This window comes from Bradyrhizobium sp. WSM4873 (assembly GCF_055811355.1).
The window spans coordinates 74487-89207 of sequence record NZ_JBVVPS010000009.1; the positions used below are offsets into that span (position 1 = coordinate 74487).

19 protein-coding genes are annotated in these 14721 nt (G+C 64.1%); 6 read left to right on the top strand and 13 right to left on the bottom strand.

Translation table 11 applies throughout. The features are described from left to right. Positions 1 to 265 precede the first annotated feature (265 nt). The 3 genes from AC0L21_RS14885 to AC0L21_RS14895 all read right to left on the bottom strand — a co-directional run bounded on the left by AC0L21_RS14885 (position 266) and on the right by AC0L21_RS14895 (position 2505). Positions 266 to 1183, bottom strand: coding sequence for a hypothetical protein (locus AC0L21_RS14885; RefSeq protein WP_473262600.1), 918 nt, complete (start codon positions 1181 to 1183; stop codon positions 266 to 268). Positions 1184 to 1397: 214 nt separating this feature from the next. Continuing rightward, the gene (locus AC0L21_RS14890) at positions 1398 to 1838 is read right to left on the bottom strand and encodes a nuclear transport factor 2 family protein (RefSeq protein WP_473262601.1); all 441 of its coding nucleotides are present in this window, start codon (positions 1836 to 1838) and stop codon (positions 1398 to 1400) included. Between the two features lie 214 nt (positions 1839 to 2052). Continuing rightward, entirely contained in the window at positions 2053 to 2505 is a 453-nt protein-coding gene (locus AC0L21_RS14895; protein ID WP_473262602.1) for a nuclear transport factor 2 family protein, read from the bottom strand. A gap of 283 nt (positions 2506 to 2788) precedes the next feature. Here AC0L21_RS14895 and AC0L21_RS14900 point away from each other — a divergent pair, with 283 nt between their 5' ends. From AC0L21_RS14900 to AC0L21_RS14910, 3 genes are all read left to right on the top strand, one after another. Continuing rightward, positions 2789 to 3031: a hypothetical protein gene (locus tag AC0L21_RS14900; RefSeq protein ID WP_473262603.1), complete on the top strand. Its 243-nt coding sequence runs from the start codon at positions 2789 to 2791 to the stop codon at positions 3029 to 3031. 118 nt (positions 3032 to 3149) lie between these two features. Further along, on the top strand, positions 3150 to 3536 hold the full coding sequence (locus AC0L21_RS14905) for a hypothetical protein (protein ID WP_473262604.1): 387 nt from the start codon (positions 3150 to 3152) through the stop codon (positions 3534 to 3536). Between the two features lie 7 nt (positions 3537 to 3543). Further along, complete coding sequence (locus AC0L21_RS14910) at positions 3544 to 3909, top strand: hypothetical protein (protein WP_473262605.1); 366 nt, start codon at positions 3544 to 3546, stop codon at positions 3907 to 3909. A 46-nt stretch (positions 3910 to 3955) separates the two neighbouring features. Here AC0L21_RS14910 and uvrB read toward each other — a convergent pair whose 3' ends face one another. From uvrB to AC0L21_RS14945, 7 genes are all read right to left on the bottom strand, one after another. Next, positions 3956 to 6931 carry an excinuclease ABC subunit UvrB gene (gene uvrB, locus AC0L21_RS14915; RefSeq protein WP_473262606.1) on the bottom strand — a complete coding sequence of 992 codons (2976 nt, stop codon included), beginning with the start codon at positions 6929 to 6931 and terminating at the stop codon, positions 3956 to 3958. A gap of 86 nt (positions 6932 to 7017) precedes the next feature. Further along, a complete protein-coding gene (locus tag AC0L21_RS14920; RefSeq protein ID WP_473262607.1) occupies positions 7018 to 7944 on the bottom strand; it encodes a DNA/RNA non-specific endonuclease in 927 nt (308 codons plus the stop codon). 15 nt (positions 7945 to 7959) lie between these two features. Then, positions 7960 to 8436: a hypothetical protein gene (locus AC0L21_RS14925; RefSeq protein ID WP_473262609.1), complete on the bottom strand. Its 477-nt coding sequence runs from the start codon at positions 8434 to 8436 to the stop codon at positions 7960 to 7962. After that, positions 8399 to 8767 carry a hypothetical protein gene (locus AC0L21_RS14930; protein ID WP_473262610.1) on the bottom strand — a complete coding sequence of 123 codons (369 nt, stop codon included), beginning with the start codon at positions 8765 to 8767 and terminating at the stop codon, positions 8399 to 8401. The genes AC0L21_RS14925 and AC0L21_RS14930 overlap by 38 nt, the downstream gene beginning before the upstream one ends. Positions 8768 to 8936: 169 nt before the next feature. Next, on the bottom strand, positions 8937 to 9167 hold the full coding sequence (locus AC0L21_RS14935; RefSeq protein WP_473262612.1) for a hypothetical protein: 231 nt from the start codon (positions 9165 to 9167) through the stop codon (positions 8937 to 8939). Positions 9168 to 9223: 56 nt separating this feature from the next. Continuing rightward, positions 9224 to 9451, bottom strand: a complete 228-nt coding sequence (locus AC0L21_RS14940; protein ID WP_007614796.1) for a hypothetical protein — start codon at positions 9449 to 9451, stop codon at positions 9224 to 9226. Positions 9452 to 9576: 125 nt separating this feature from the next. Further along, a complete protein-coding gene (locus AC0L21_RS14945; protein ID WP_473262613.1) occupies positions 9577 to 10494 on the bottom strand; it encodes a LysR substrate-binding domain-containing protein in 918 nt (305 codons plus the stop codon). Between the two features lie 311 nt (positions 10495 to 10805). On the opposite strand from AC0L21_RS14945, the gene AC0L21_RS14950 reads away from it, so the two are divergent. Together AC0L21_RS14950 and AC0L21_RS14955 are read left to right on the top strand one after the other, a co-directional pair. Then, a complete protein-coding gene (locus AC0L21_RS14950) occupies positions 10806 to 11585 on the top strand; it encodes a TSUP family transporter (protein WP_473262614.1) in 780 nt (259 codons plus the stop codon). After that, positions 11582 to 11812, top strand: a complete 231-nt coding sequence (locus tag AC0L21_RS14955) for a hypothetical protein (protein WP_473247179.1) — start codon at positions 11582 to 11584, stop codon at positions 11810 to 11812. Before AC0L21_RS14950 ends, AC0L21_RS14955 begins: the two co-directional genes overlap by 4 nt. 26 nt (positions 11813 to 11838) lie before the next feature. On the opposite strand, the gene AC0L21_RS14960 is transcribed toward AC0L21_RS14955, so the two are convergent. Together AC0L21_RS14960 and AC0L21_RS14965 are read right to left on the bottom strand one after the other, a co-directional pair. Further along, positions 11839 to 12420, bottom strand: coding sequence for an SCO family protein (locus AC0L21_RS14960; protein WP_473262615.1), 582 nt, complete (start codon positions 12418 to 12420; stop codon positions 11839 to 11841). Positions 12421 to 12446: 26 nt separating this feature from the next. Further along, positions 12447 to 13562, bottom strand: a complete 1116-nt coding sequence (locus AC0L21_RS14965) for an MBL fold metallo-hydrolase (protein ID WP_473262616.1) — start codon at positions 13560 to 13562, stop codon at positions 12447 to 12449. 181 nt (positions 13563 to 13743) lie between these two features. Between AC0L21_RS14965 and AC0L21_RS14970 the strand changes: the two genes are divergently transcribed. Beyond that, complete coding sequence (locus AC0L21_RS14970) at positions 13744 to 14442, top strand: glutathione S-transferase family protein (RefSeq protein ID WP_473247176.1); 699 nt, start codon at positions 13744 to 13746, stop codon at positions 14440 to 14442. Positions 14443 to 14507: 65 nt separating this feature from the next. Here AC0L21_RS14970 and AC0L21_RS14975 read toward each other — a convergent pair whose 3' ends face one another. Further along, on the bottom strand, positions 14508 to 14720 hold the full coding sequence (locus AC0L21_RS14975; protein ID WP_473262617.1) for a cysteine-rich CWC family protein: 213 nt from the start codon (positions 14718 to 14720) through the stop codon (positions 14508 to 14510). Position 14721 lies beyond the last annotated feature (1 nt).

Genomic DNA, 14721 nt, shown 5'->3' on the forward strand with positions numbered 1-14721 from the left:
TGGTGTTTTTGGCCCCAACGTGGGCGGTGGGGCGCATGGGGGGGTCATTGGGGGGGTTTGGGGGGGGGTTTGGTTACCGATGGTCTCCCGGGGGCGGCGTTTAATTTTGGGGTTCCTTTTGGTGCGGCGCGCCACGCCCGCGGCGGACGGTGCTGCGCACCGCCGCGAGAACCATGCAGGCCCAACTGTGGCAGCGGGGCCTCGATCCTTCGAGACGCGCTCCGTCGGAGCGCTCCTCAGGATGAGGAGAAAGATCAGCGCCCAGCTACCAGCTCTTCTTGAAACCCGCCGTCAGGCTCTTGTTGATCGCCCCTTGCGAGGTTTCGCCGACCGAGCCGGAGACGGTGACGTTGTCGAAGAGCTTTTGTTCGGCGCCGACCTTGCGCAGCCATTTGTCGTCGGTGGTCGACAGCGACTGGCCCGCGGTGATGCTGGTGCCGGTGTCGGTGAGCGTAACCTTGGCCGACTGCTCGGTCTCGTAATTGCGCGTGATGTGACCGCCGACGCCGGGGAGCGCCGTGGTGCCCTGCTGATTGACGCTGTAGCCGTTCTGGAGCGTCAGCGACGTGTCGCCCGACAGCGGCACCGACTTAACCAGCGACGCCCCGAGCTTGCTCTGTTCGGCGCCGGGATCGACGCGGGCTTCGACCGCGGTCTGGTCCCAGATCGCGCCCGCGCCCGGCGCGGTCGCGGCCGCCCAGGCGCTGCCGGACGATTGAGGCACGCTGCCGCCATTGGTGGCCTTCTGCGCCAGCAGCTCGGACATCGTCCGCGGCTCGCTCGTTACCGTCATGTCGGCGCCGATGCGGGCGTCCCAGAATGAGGATACCGACTGCTCCACAGTCACCGCCGAGGAGCCGTTGGCGTTGGCGTTCGTCGTCCAGTTCAGCCCGTCCTTGGCGGCGGCCTGCGCACGCTTCTTGGCGGCGACGATGTCGTTGAGCGTGCCGGCGTCGATCGCGAGCTGGCCCCAGTCGAGCTTGTCGACGTCGATGCCGCTCAGCACGTCGGGGTCGTTGACATCAGGGGCCTCCGCCGCTTCGGAGTCCTCGTCGGACACTGCGGCCGGGCCGGGGGAGAAGGGCGGAATGATTTGCGCCGAAACCGTCAGCACCGATCCCAGGATGAAAGCGGCCGCCAGCATCGGCAGCCTGGTCCAGCCAAACCTTGTCGCGAATTCCATCGTCCTGCCCGTCAGCCCAGTTCCCGCCGAGGATGCGGAACCATCGTTGCGAAATTGTGGCGGTTCCATCAAACGCGAACCAAGGGGCCGCGCGAAAGGCGCGCGCCCGATGACGAGCTTCTCCACGATTGCATCCGGCGGGGCTGGAGGCCAGGACGCGTCGCGGGGAGCATCAGTCATCGGTCCCGAAGTGCGGGGCCCGTTGGTGTTCCGTTCAGCCGACGCTGGTCATCTTCGGCAGATGAATGGCGCGGCCGAGTGCCTGCTCGACCAGATCAAACGTGTCGATCAGCACGCGCATGCTGGTGAGCTTGCCCGCCCTGAACTGTGCGAACTGCGCCACCCGCAAGCTGATCGGCTTGCTGGAATCCATCGCGGTCAGCGAATAGCGCAGCATCGAGGCGGCGGAATCGACGCCGAGCATGATGCTCTCGCGGTCGAAGCGGCGGACCTGGAAATTGTCGGCGAGCTGGCGGATGACGTCGAGCACGGCGTCCTTGCCCTGGCGCGCGCCGAGGAACGGAAACATGTCGATCGGGCCGTACAGCGCCCACTCGACGTCCTCGTCGATCAGGGCCTCGATGTCCTCGAAATGCCGGTCGTTGATCGCGCGGTGCAATGCGCGCGAGAAACGCCAGAGGCTGTGCTCTGTCATTTGGGCAGTCCTGAAGCTGGCTTGCGAAAAAACGAAAAACAACCCCAAGCGCACAGGATAAGGTGCCGCGGGGTCGCTCAACTCATTTGTATACAAACAAAATACGCCAATTCGGCCAAAACGCAATTCACGTTTTCGCAATGCACAATTGATCCCGGCGTGTGAGATTTACAATAGAACCCCGTATTATCCCGGTCCGGCCGGTTCGAGGGAGCTAGCCCCCGTCCACCCGCTCGCCCACGATCAGCGGGCCGATCTCACGTTCCAGCACCTGCTGCACCAAATCGTAGGAATCGATGATCTCGCGGATCTGCGCCACCTGGCCGTTGCGGAAAGTGTAGAATATGGCCATGTCGACCTGAATGATGCGGTCGTGGCTGCGCTTCCTGAAGAACGCGCGCAGATAGGCCGCGACAGTGTCGCCTTCCGCGACGATCTGCGGCACCTCGTAACGGATTTCGGCGTATCGCTCCCCCACGGTGCGCCAGAATTCGCCGAGCTCCTGCTTGCCGTGGCAGGGGCCCATGTGCGGTAGCACGTCGATCGGCGCGTGGGTGAGGAAGTCGACGTCGTCGGTGCAGCACGACAGCGCGCCCTCGAGATCGCTGCGTGAGATGGCGTCGAGCAGATGCAGCACGCGCTGGCGATTGAGCTTCTCGACCGTCATTCCGCCCGTCCTCATTGGCCGTGTGGAGTTTGCGCAAGCCTAACGCGCGGCTTCGGACACCGGCAATCCGCAAAACCACAGGAGATGTTGCAGACGATTTGACGCGCAAACGCAATGCCAGGTTCATGGCTGCAATTGGCGGTTGAGTTACCGCGCGCCTGCACGAATTCGCACGGCGTTCGGCTGCATGGGCTCGCGCTGCCCAACGCGCGGCAGCGGACACGGGAACCGGGAGGGGTCCGTGCCCGTTGAGATTGCGACCCGCATTCGGAGACATCGACCCATGAAATCCCTTGCCGCCATCGCCGCCGCGCTTCTCATGGTTGGCGCGACCTCCGCCGCCGACGCCAAGGGCTGCATCAAGGGCGCCGTCGTCGGCGGCGTCGCCGGCCACTATGCCGGCCATCACGGCGTCCTCGGCGCCGCCGCCGGCTGCCTCTACGGCCGCCACCATGCCAAGGAGCAGCAAGAGCAGGAGAGGCAGCGACAACAGCAGAGCCAGGTCAACGGCCAGGGCAAGCTGTAATTCCTGGTCATTCCTGACGAGCCCCTTGTTCCCGCAGAGGAAAGGGGCGTGACGCATCTCACATCAGGCCTCCCTGATGGCGGCTAGATTTATCCGCAAGTCATCAGGGAGACGCGCCATGGCCGCCATCGCCACAGTCAGAAAGTCCAGCCTGCACAACGCGCTCGAAGGCCTTGCGCTGACTGCGACGCTGCAGAGCTTCCCGACCTTCGCCGCCGCGGCTTTCCTGCTCAAGCTGGTCGGCAATCACGACCTGGTCGGCGATCCCGGCGTCGCCATCTTCGTCGCCATCGCCTCACTCGGCCATGCGCTGCTTGCGGTGACCTTCGGGCCGAACTTCCCGCATTTGTTCAAGACCGTCTACGAACCGAAGTTCTTCGAGGCCCATCTGTCGCTCACTGAGAAGATCACGGCATGGCGCACCCAGCCGGCCGCCTCGCTGCAACTGATGACGATCGTGCTGCTGCTGTCGGTGATGGCAGTGGTGACGGCGAGTGTGGGGTGATCGCATCATGCCCTTCATCACGGCGTCGAAATCGGGCCCGCTCAACTGGCTCGAAGGCTTTGCGCTCACCACGATCCTTCAGGGCTTCCCGATCTTCGCCGCGGCGTCGCTGATGGTAAAACTCCTGGGACATGACCGCGGTGGCAGTCACGCACTCACCATTGCGATGGCGTCGATCTTCTACAGCTGTCTCGCCATCTGGGCGGGATCGACATTCCCGGGATTTGCAAAGAACGCCTACGAACCGCTGTTCTTCGACGCCAGCCTGTCCTTCTCCGACAAGATCGCCCGCTGGCGCGCCAAGCCCGCGACGTCGATGCAGCTCACGGCCTCAGTGCTGCTGCTGTCGCTACTGACAGCAAGCGTGGGGTGAGTTCGCCGCCACCAATAACCATGGGCGGCCCCGGCTCTCCGCGCCCCTACCTCTTCTTCCACCCACCTCGATGCCCCGGGGCCCCTCCGCTCGATCGTGGCGATGGGCCGAACTCCGGGCCCGACTGCCGTGAATCCGTCGGCTGGATGATGCGGCTCTCGCCGCCGAACGGTTTTGAGGGCAGCGCGCGGTCTCCCCGATACGGCAACGACTCTGGACCGTGCATCTCGTCGAGATGCGGCTTGTGGATTCTCGAGCCCTTGCCGCCGCTGGCCTTGAGCGCCGTAGCGGCGCTCTTGTTCTTCAGCGCGCTGACCGGCAAATTGGCGGCGTCGCCGTATTTCTTCGCGCCCGCATAGGCGCCGGCCTTGCCCTGCACCGTGCGCTGCTTGACGGTGGGATCGTCGACCACCGCGAGCTCGGTGGCGCGCAGGCGCTTGACCTCGTCGCGCAGGCGCGCGGCTTCCTCGAAGTTCAGATCGGCGGCGGCCTCCCGCATGCGGGTTTCGAGGTCGCCGAGCACGGCCTCGAAATTGTGGCCGATCGAGATGACGTCGTCGGTCATGTCGTGGCCGCCGATCTCGACCAGCACATGATCGCGCTCGTAGACGCTGTTCATGATGTCGCCGATCGACTTCTTGATGCTCTCCGGCGTGATGCCGTGCGCCGTGTTGTACTCGACCTGCTTCTCGCGGCGGCGGTCGGTTTCGGCGATGGCGCGCTCCATCGAGCCCGTCATTTGGTCGGCATAGAGGATCACCTTGCCGTCGACGTTGCGCGCGGCGCGGCCGATGGTCTGGATCAGCGAGGTCTCGCTGCGCAAAAACCCTTCCTTGTCGGCATCGAGGATCGCGACCAGCGCGCATTCGGGAATGTCGAGGCCTTCGCGCAGCAAATTGATGCCGACCAGCGCGTCGAAGGCGCCGAGGCGCAGATCGCGGATGATCTCGATGCGTTCGATTGTGTCGATGTCGCTGTGCATATAGCGGACGCGAATGCCCTGCTCATGCAGATATTCGGTGAGGTCCTCCGCCATGCGCTTGGTCAGCACCGTGATCAGCGAGCGATAGCCGGCCTGGGCTGTGGCGCGGACCTCGCCGACGAGATCGTCGACCTGGGTGCGGGCCGGGCGGATGTTGACGGGAGGATCAATCAGGCCGGTCGGCCGGATCACCTGCTCGACGAACACGCCGCCGCTCTCGTTGATCTCCCAGGCGCTGGGCGTGGCCGAGACCGCGATCGTCTGCGGCCGCATCATGTCCCATTCCTCGAAGCGCAGCGGACGGTTGTCCATGCAGGAGGGCAGCCGGAAACCATATTCGGCGAGCGTCGCCTTGCGGCGGAAGTCGCCGCGGAACATGCCGCCGATCTGGGGAACGGTGACGTGGCTCTCGTCGGCGAACACCAGCGCGTTGTCAGGCACGTATTCGAACAGCGTCGGCGGCGGCTCGCCGGGCAGGCGCCCCGTGAGATAGCGCGAATAGTTCTCGATGCCGGCGCAGCTTCCGGTCGCCTCCATCATCTCGAGGTCGAAGGTGGTGCGCTGCTCCAGCCGCTGCGCTTCCAGCAGGCGGCCCTGGTCGTGGAGCTGGTCGAGCCGCATCTTCAATTCGGCTTTGATCGACTTGATCGCCTGCACCAGCGTCGGGCGCGGCGTCACATAGTGCGAGTTGGCGTAGATCTTGATGAATTCGAGCTCGTCCTGCTTGTGGCCGGTGAGCGGATCGAACTCCTCGATGGTCTCGACGGTGTCGCCGAACAGGTTCACGCGCCAGGCGCGGTCTTCATAGTGCGCCGGGAAGATGTCGATGACATCGCCGCGCACGCGAAATGTGCCGCGGGTAAAATCGGCCTGGGTGCGCTTGTACTGCAGCGCGACGAGGTCGGCGATCAGCTGGCGCTGGTCGATCCGCTCGCCCTTCTTCAGCGCGAAGGTCATCGCGGTGTAGGTTTCGACCGAGCCGATACCGTAGATGCAGGACACCGACGCAACGATGATGACGTCGTCGCGTTCGAGCAGCGCGCGCGTCGCGGAGTGGCGCATGCGGTCGATCTGCTCGTTGATCGAGGAGTCCTTTTCGATGTAGGTGTCGGTGCGAGGGACATACGCTTCCGGCTGGTAGTAATCGTAATAGCTGACGAAATACTCGACCGCGTTGTCGGGGAAGAAGCTCTTGAACTCGCCATAGAGCTGGGCGGCGAGCGTCTTGTTCGGCGCCAGGATGATGGCGGGGCGCTGCGTCGCCTCGATCACCTTGGCCATGGTGTAGGTCTTGCCGGAGCCGGTGACGCCGAGCAGCACCTGCGAGCGGTCGTTGCGGTTGATGCCCTCGACCAGCTCGGCGATCGCGGTCGGCTGGTCGCCGCGCGGCTCGTAGTGCGACTTGATCTCGAAGCGCACGCCGCCTTCGGATTTTTCCGGGCGCGGCGGCCGATGCGGGGTCCACACCCTGGTGGAGCCGTCGTCCTTGCGGAATTCCGGCCGGCCCTCGCGGATCAGCGATTCCAGCGCGTCAGCGGTCGCCTTGACGCCGAGCGCCTCCATCTTGCTGCGCGGCGGACGCGCCAACGCTTCGGCATCGTCCTCTTCCGTAGGAAGGCCGAGCTGACGGGCCAGTTCCGGATCGAGCGTCGGGATCGTGGCCGCGGTTCCGTAATTGGCCTGCGGCGCCTCGTCGAAGCCCGCGTCGCGGGCGCCGGGCGGCTGCGGATTGGGCCGCAGCGGCATCGGCCTCGTATTGTCCTGCGGAAACTCCTTCGGCGTCGAGGCCCGCGCGCGATGCGCGGCGGCTTCGCCGCCGGAGCGGCGGTCGCGCGAATTGTCCGGCGGCGGCTGCAGGCCGGTGCCCGATCCGAGCCCGGCATCGCCGCGATTGATCGCCGGATTGAGCAACTCGGCCAGCGCCGGCCCGATCGGTTGCACGTCGGGGCGAGACGCCTTGGAATTGGGCGCCTTCGCTTTCGGAGCCTTGGCCTTCGGGGATTTGCCGGATTTTTCGGGGGACGCAGGTTTCTTCGCCATGCTCCGAATATGGGGCGAGTCCGGCTCTCAGGAAAGAGGTCTCTCCGCTTGGCAACAGATGTCAGCAAGGCGGAAGCAGTAGAACCTCAATGAAGCATTGTCGCGACGCACTCCTCGACCTGCGCCCGCCGCCCCGGAATATCCGGCAGAAACTGGAATCCGGTAAGGCGCTCGACCACCTTCACCGTGGTTCGAAAGCCCTTGAGGTATTCGAGCGCGTCCTTATCCTCGAACTCCCGATGATCGATATTTGGCAAAACGTAGGCGTTGGCGCGCTTGGTGGCTGGATCATAGATGATTTTGAAGAGAGCAATCGGAACCCCCACGCCAGCGTCGCACTTCTTCTTTGAGCCGCAAATGGCTGGCCTTGTTGGGGCCTTGAATTTGATTTCGGTCTTGCAGGCGTTGTTCTTCCGGGTCACCTCGGGAAGATTGTCTTCGTCGTCGGCATAGATTGGTCCCGTGATGACGTAGAGTTCGCCCCGATCCTTGGTGAGGGTACGAACCAGCTGTTCAAACTCCTTCCAGATGCCCCGATTGAAGCCGAGGCCCTGCTGTGGAACGGCATTCGACAAAATGAAGCTCTCGTCCATCCAGTCGGCGTTGAAACTGAAGTCGGCGGAGGCGGCTTGATGCCCGCGATCGAGTTTGCTGCCGGTATAGTCTGCGTCCTTGGCCTGCGCCGAATCGCAGACGTCCTCCTCCGACTTGAATTTCTTGCTCTCCGGACGCTTGAACTTGCCGCTGACCTGCTTCTTGTTCAGCGCCTCGATCACCCAGAACGGCGTCTTGGCCTCGTTGTTGTGCAGGAGGACGTAGCGGGTGTGACAGACGGTGGTGGAGTCGAGATCGTCGCCACCGGTCGGCAGGCCGATCTTTTCCCAGAGCGCACGGCAAGTGTCGGGATCGTTCACCGGCTTTGCCGGAGCTGTTTCACAAACATCCGCCCGGACCGGCTGACACAGGGTCAGTCCGAGGCAGATGAGCCAGCACAGACGCGAGAATTTCGACATGGCTCGCCTCCGGACTCAACCAGCCGCGCCGGGCGGCGTGGTCGTGGGCTTGCGGCCCCGTGCCGGTTTGCTTGCCGCGGCCTCTGCAGTTTGCTCCTGCTTGCGCTCCGACGAGCTCACGGTCTTCGATATGACATAGGTGCCGCCGCTGATGCCGAGCAGCGCCAGCACATTGCCCGGAATTTCGATCAGCGTTCCGGCCTCGATGGACAGCAGCAGATAGAGTCCAGCGATAACGAATGTGAAGATTAGGAACTGGAAGCGGGAGAGGCTCGCCTTCGGCGGCGAGGTGTCATTGGGCGTTTGCGGCTCGGACAGCAATCCCGCGAGAGCTCCGGAGTCGCTGAACAACTTCCAGAGAACAAGCGCGGCGAACCCGAGCAGAATGATCGAAATAACGACAAAGCCCCACCATGAAATCCATTGTGCGGTCATGAAATTACCTCCTGAAAAGCTAGCTTCGTTCACTCCTTCGTGCGATTTTTCCGGCAAGATAGAGGCCGTTCCCGCCGGTCAGGAGCGTCACAAGCTCCTCCGACAGATCCGGCATCGACAATGCTCCGGTTGGCATCGTGACAATCCCGGTGTTGAGTGCGTGAATCGTATAGATGGCCAGCACCGCGGGAACGATGGCGGCTGCGACCACTCGTTCGGGATTGACGCTATCGTCTTTGGAGATGTCGCTGACGAGCAGGCCGCTTGACGCCACTTCGTCACGCAGCACACGAATGAGTACGAGCAACAGCATCGCGCCGAACCAGGCGATCAGGCCAAAGGCCAGAAATTTGCCAATTGCTGTCATCAGCCCCGGGGCTCCGCTCAAGATTCTGCCACATCGGATGGCCGGATGCAATCAAAGGTAGTGCGCAAGAGCGGGGGGTGTGGAGCTCCGAGATGTCCAAGCAAGCGTCGCCTCGGCAGATCGAGTCACCTCACTCCGTCAGCATTCGTCCGCGTCAGGAACTGCGGCCGCTAGGCTTACGAACCCGCGATCAGGCCGCCGGCAACGGTCCCTCATCGTCCCCGGCCGCCTGACGCAGCTCGAGGATGTCGAGATGGATGCCGCCGCAATCGGTGCAGCGCATGGCCCAATACTCGCATCCGGCACGGCCGCCGATCACCCGGAGCACCGTGAGATCGCCGTCGCATTCCGGGCAGCTCGACAACACATTGCGGGTGTAAATCCTCGGCCGCGACGTGTCTTCGAATTCGATGACTGACATGACCGGTTTCCCCCTTTGACCCTGCGCGTTCCTTGGTCGCCTGCAGTCCCGCTCGCTTATTCGTCGTCGCTGTCGTCGGCGCGCCGGCGGAAGCGATCGATGTGATGTTTGGCATGGGCAATCGCGGCATCGGGATCGGGCCAGGCGAAGCCGACTTCCATGGCCGGAAACAGCACGCCGTCGATGGCAACCGGGCTGAAATCGGCACGCCTGATACGGGCGTGCCACAGCCCCTTGCCAGCTTCGAAGGATTCGATGTCAAAGCCGTCGTAGAGGGTCGTCATTGCAGTCCCCAAAAATGTTTTGTTCGAGCGCCTTGTTGGAGGGTCAGGGGACCACATTTGCGGATTCTGGGATGTGAAGCCGTTCACAAGCGGCGGCCTTTTTTGTCCAAAGGCCGATTGCAGCGTCAGTTCCGCGCGCTGGTGCGGCCGGTCCGCCGCACGGGGCGGGCGGCGGGTTCCGACGCCGCGCGCATGATCCAGCGGCGGAAGGCGGCAAAGTCGCGCTGCTCGGTCTGGAAGCTGCGATAGAGCAGGTACCAGCGCATGCCCTTGGGCACCGAGAGGTCGAATGGCGCCACCAGCCGGCCGGCGGCGAGATCGTCGTCGATATAGGGCCGGATGCCCATGGCGATGCCGAGCCCGTCGGCGGCGGCCTGAAGCGCCTGGCCGTAAAACTGGAACTCCGGGCCCCGGGCGTTGATGCGCGCGAGGTTCGCGGCCTTGAGCCAGATCGGCCAGTCCTCGGGCGAATGCGCGACGCGGATCAGGCTCGGTCCCCTGAGATCGGCCGGGCGCTTCAGCAAGGAGGCGAGGCGGGGCACGCAGACCGGTGTGAGATCGCCGGCGAACAGCGGCTCCGCCACCAGCCCCGGCCAGTCGCCGGTCCCGAGCTGAATGCCGCAGCTCCAGTCCTCGCCGAACGGCACCGACGCGCCGCCGGTGGTGAAGCGCACCTCGATGTCGGGCTCCTCGTTTCGAAACTCCGACAGCCGCGGGATCAGCCAGCGCATCGCAAAGGTGTGGCCGATGCCGATGGTGAGCACGCGGACGCTCGAGGGCGCCGTCACCTGGGCCGTGAGGCTTGCGAGCGCGTCGAAGATCGGCGTCAACCCGCTCTGGTAGGCGCGGCCCGCCTGGGTGAGAAGCAGCTTGTTGGCCTTGCGCTCGAACAGCGCGACGCCGAGCCGTTCTTCCAGGATGTGCACCATGCGGCTGACCGCCGCCGCCGATACGCTCAGCTCGAGGCCGGCCGCGGCAAAGCTGCCGGCCCGCGCCGCGGCTTCGAAGGCCTTGATGCCGTTGAGAAACAGCAGGCGCCGCAAATGACGACCCTCAGAAAAGCTGATGCCAGGCCAAGATAACTCAGTTTGCGTAGACGGGGCAAGCGCGGCAGAAATATCGGCGCAATTCATGCTGATTTGCTGAAGCGGAGGCGGTGCCCTTCGCCTCTCCCCGCGTGCGGGGAGAGGCCGGAATCCAAGCGCAGCTTGGATTTCGGGTGAGGGGGCTCTCCGCGAGTCCCACTGCTGGCTCCCTTGCGGAGACTCCCCCTCACCCCACCCTCTCCCCGCAAGCGGGGCGAGGGAGTGAAGCACCTTTGCGTCCCTTACATGCCACACCCGGAGAACATCGCGTGACGCCCATCATGATTGCTGCCCTTGGATTGCTGATGGTCGGCACCGCGTTCCTGTCGGGGCTGTTCGGCATGGCGGGCGGGCTGATCCTGATCGGCGTGCTGCTGGCCCTGATGCCGCTGCCGACTGCGATGGTGTTGCATGCGATCACGCAGATGGCCTCGAACGGCTGGCGGGCCTTTCTCTGGCGCGCGCATATCCGCTGGCGGCCGGTCGCAAACTACATGGTCGGCGCGGCTGTCGCGCTCGCGGCGTGGTCGCTGACGCGATACGTACCCGACAAGCCGGTCGCGCTGCTGCTGCTCGGCATCACCCCGTTCATGGCGCGGCTGCTGCCCGCCAACATCAAGCCGGATCCCGACCGTCTCTGGCAGGGCACCGTCTACGGCACGATCTGCATGGGGCTCATGCTGATGACCGGCGTGTCGGGGCCGCTGCTCGACACCTTCTTCCTCGGCGGCGATTTCGGCCGGCGCGAGAAGGTGGCGACCAAGGCGATGTGCCAGCTCGTCAGCCATTTCATCAAGCTGATCTATTTCGGCGGCGTGATCGACCAGGCGGCGACGCTCGATCCCGTGCTCGCGGCCGTCGCGATCGCAGCGTCCATGCTCGGCACCACGCTGGCGCGGCGCATCCTGGAAGCCATGACCGACCAGCAATTCGTGGCCTGGTCGATGAAGCTGATCACCACCATCGCCTGCTACTACATCGCCTACGGCAGCTGGCTGCTGGTCCGCACGCCCGTGCTGGCAGCCTTCGACAAGGGAGGTTTGCAATGAGCGAGACTGCCGACCCGCTGGTGCTGGACTTCGTCGAATGGGTTGCGCGCGAGCCGCGCGCCTATGCCGAGGTGATCGCGACCTGGAAGACCTCGTGCCCGCGCCTCACCATCTGGGAAGACGCCGCCGACCGCGGCTATGTCGCGCGCGAGACGCTGCCCGGAATGGGGCTGATCATCGCGGTGACAAGGGACGGCGAGAAGCTGCTGCGCTCGAACGGGCGGTGACTCGGGTCCGGTCTGAGCCACTCCTGCTAGCGCGAAGGCGCCGCAAGCCGCGGTCGGATGATCTCGACCATGCGCTCGGCCGAGGTGCCCGGCGGAAAGAAGCCGAGATATTTTCCGTCGCGGTCCATGAGATAGATGAAGGACGTGTGGTCGATCGTGTAGTCTCCGGCCTCCTTGCCGACCGGAATCTTGTCAAAATAGACCTTGTAGGCGTCTGCCGCTGTCCCGATTGCGTCAAGGCTGCCGGTTAACCCGAGCAGCCGCGGGTGAAACAGCGGCACATATTCGGCAAGATGCTCGGCCGTGTCACGTTCGGGGTCGAGTGTGATGAAGACCGGCTGCACGGCGTCGGCATCCGGACCGAGTTGCTCGAGCGCCAGTCCGATCGCCATCAGGTCGGTCGGACATGCGTCAGGGCAGTAAGTAAAGCCGAAATAGACCAGCATAAGCTGCCCGCGAAAGTCGCGGTCGCTGCGCAGCTTGCCGGTCTGGTCGATTAACTCGAACGGTCCGCCGACCGGCTCCCGATTCCACATCAGGACGTCCATGGTCTGCGCGGCCGAGCGCGCCTGCGCCGCTGCCGCCCCGCAGGCGAGCGCCAGCATCATCAATAGCCCCGCGCTCACACGTCGCATCACAGCCCGAAGGTGAGGCGGCTGCCTGTTGTCGTCACCACGACCTTGCCCTCCATCTGGACATTGGCTTCCTGCGCGAAGTTGAGCCCGCTGCAATGCATTGGCACCACGACGTCAGGATTGAGCGCCTTGATCTCGCTCACGACCTGCGTGAGGTAGTCCTTGGGCGCCGGGCCGAGATGGAAGCCGCCCACGATGGCGTGCACCTTCTCGATACCCGACACTTCCTGCGCCTGCTTCACCGAGTTGACGATGCCGACATGGCCGCAGGACGAGATCACGACCAGACCGAGATCCCGCACATTGAAGCAGGTGGCGTGCTCGTGGGTGTGCTCGTCCGGCACGATCTTGCCCTCCATCTCTGCCGGGAGATAGTGTCCGACATTGCAGCCAAGCCCGTCCTTGATGCCAAACTCGACGAGAGTGTTCGGCAGCACGCGTTCGCTGCTGCGGCGTGTGATCTTGCCCGTGGTGAAGGCATGGTCAGCGATCAAAGTCGGCGTTTCGCACAGCACGGTCGTGACCTTCTGTGCCGCGAGCTGCCGGCGGTCGAGAGTGCCGAAATCCGCGAACTGTCCCTGTGTCGGGGTCGGGTTGACGCGATGACAGAAATTATCCTCGCCACCCGCATAAAGCTTGAGGTCGGCGGGCAGCTTTTCCCGGAATTTGTCGAGGAAGCCGTTCAGGCCGCCGAAATGATCGTAATGGCCGTGACTGACGATCAGCGCGTTGAGCTTCGCCGGATCGACGCCGATCAGCGCCATGTTGTTGAGCAGCACCTCGGGCGTGTAGCCGTAATCGAGCATCAGCGTGCGCTGATTGCCGCCGCCTTCAGATTCCAGCCAGAGCGACAGACCCCATTCGTTGTGCAGCGATTTGCGGAAATCGCTGCCGCGCGGCGCAGGTGCGATCGAGACGCCGTTGATCTGCTTGGGACGGAAGAACAGGTCGAAACTCGAATCCACCAGCACGCGGATCGAGACCTTGTCCACGGTCGGGACGGCAATCGGCGCAGCGCTCGCGATCTCGACACAGGTGAACGCATTGGCAGCCGCAGCACCTGCGAGCGCTGCCGAACCCAACAGGAAATCGCGTCGTGGCAGGTTTCTGGTCATTGCAATTCCTTCCGTATGAATGCTGGAAAGGCCCGAGCTTAGGTCCAATCCGGAATGCCCTCAACAAGCCTCAGGTAGATTCCCGTCGTCAGTCTCACGAGCGCGAGCAAGCTCGGCGGTTGACAGAGTGGTACGATGTTACGAAACTAATGCAGCTGCATCATTGCAGGGCAGGCCCATCATGTCGCTTAAACTCTTCGAACTCGTCGGCACTGACGCCTCGCGACCGTTCAGCCCGTTCTGCTGGCGCACGCGGATGGCGCTGGCGCATAAGGGCCTTTCGGCGGAAACGCTGCCCTGGCGCTTCACCGAGAAAAGCGCGATTGCGCCGCACGGCTCGGAGAAGGTACCGGTGCTGCTGCATCACGACCAGCCGGTGGTCGATTCCTGGACGATCGCGAATTATCTCGAAGACAAGTTTCCGGACCGTCCGTCGCTGTTCGGGGGCGAGGGTGGCCGCGCCATGGCGCGCATGCTCAACGCCTGGGGCGACATCGCCATCGTCGGCGGCATCTTTCCGCTGATCATCGCCGACATCCCGAAGAATCTGGACGAGGTGGACGCCGCCTATTTCCGCCAGTCGCGCGAGGCGCGTTTCGGCGGCAAGACGCTTGAAGAGATCATGGCCAGCCGCGATGCCGGCGTGGTCGCTTTCCGCAAATCGCTCGAGGTGATGCGGCAGACCCTGAAGAAGCAGCCCTTCATCGGCGGCGCCGCACCGAACTATGCCGATTACATCGTGTTCGGTGGTTTTCAGTGGGCGCGCGTGACGAGCCCGTTCAAGCTGCTGGAAGCGGACGACCCGGTCTACGCCTGGCGCGAAAAGCTGCTGGATGCGTTCGACGGCATGGCGCGGAAATCGCCGGGGCACGCGGTGTAAGCTTCGTAGCCCGGATGGAGCGCAGCGCAATCCGGGACGGTCGCAATGCGTGGCACGAACCCGGATTACGCTTGTGCTCCATCCGGGCTACGCGTCGCCGCCGCCTCGCGCAAGCAAGCCCGGCACAAGCAATCCTCGCCCTTGACCGGCATCGGCAGCCGCGCTGTTTCTTCCGCGCACCAGCACGTGCCTGAGAGATCGCAGCCGAACTCGGCGCCGCAACGGGAGCAGGCGAGGCGGCGCGGTTTCTGCACTGGAATGTCTTGCGGATTTGTCATG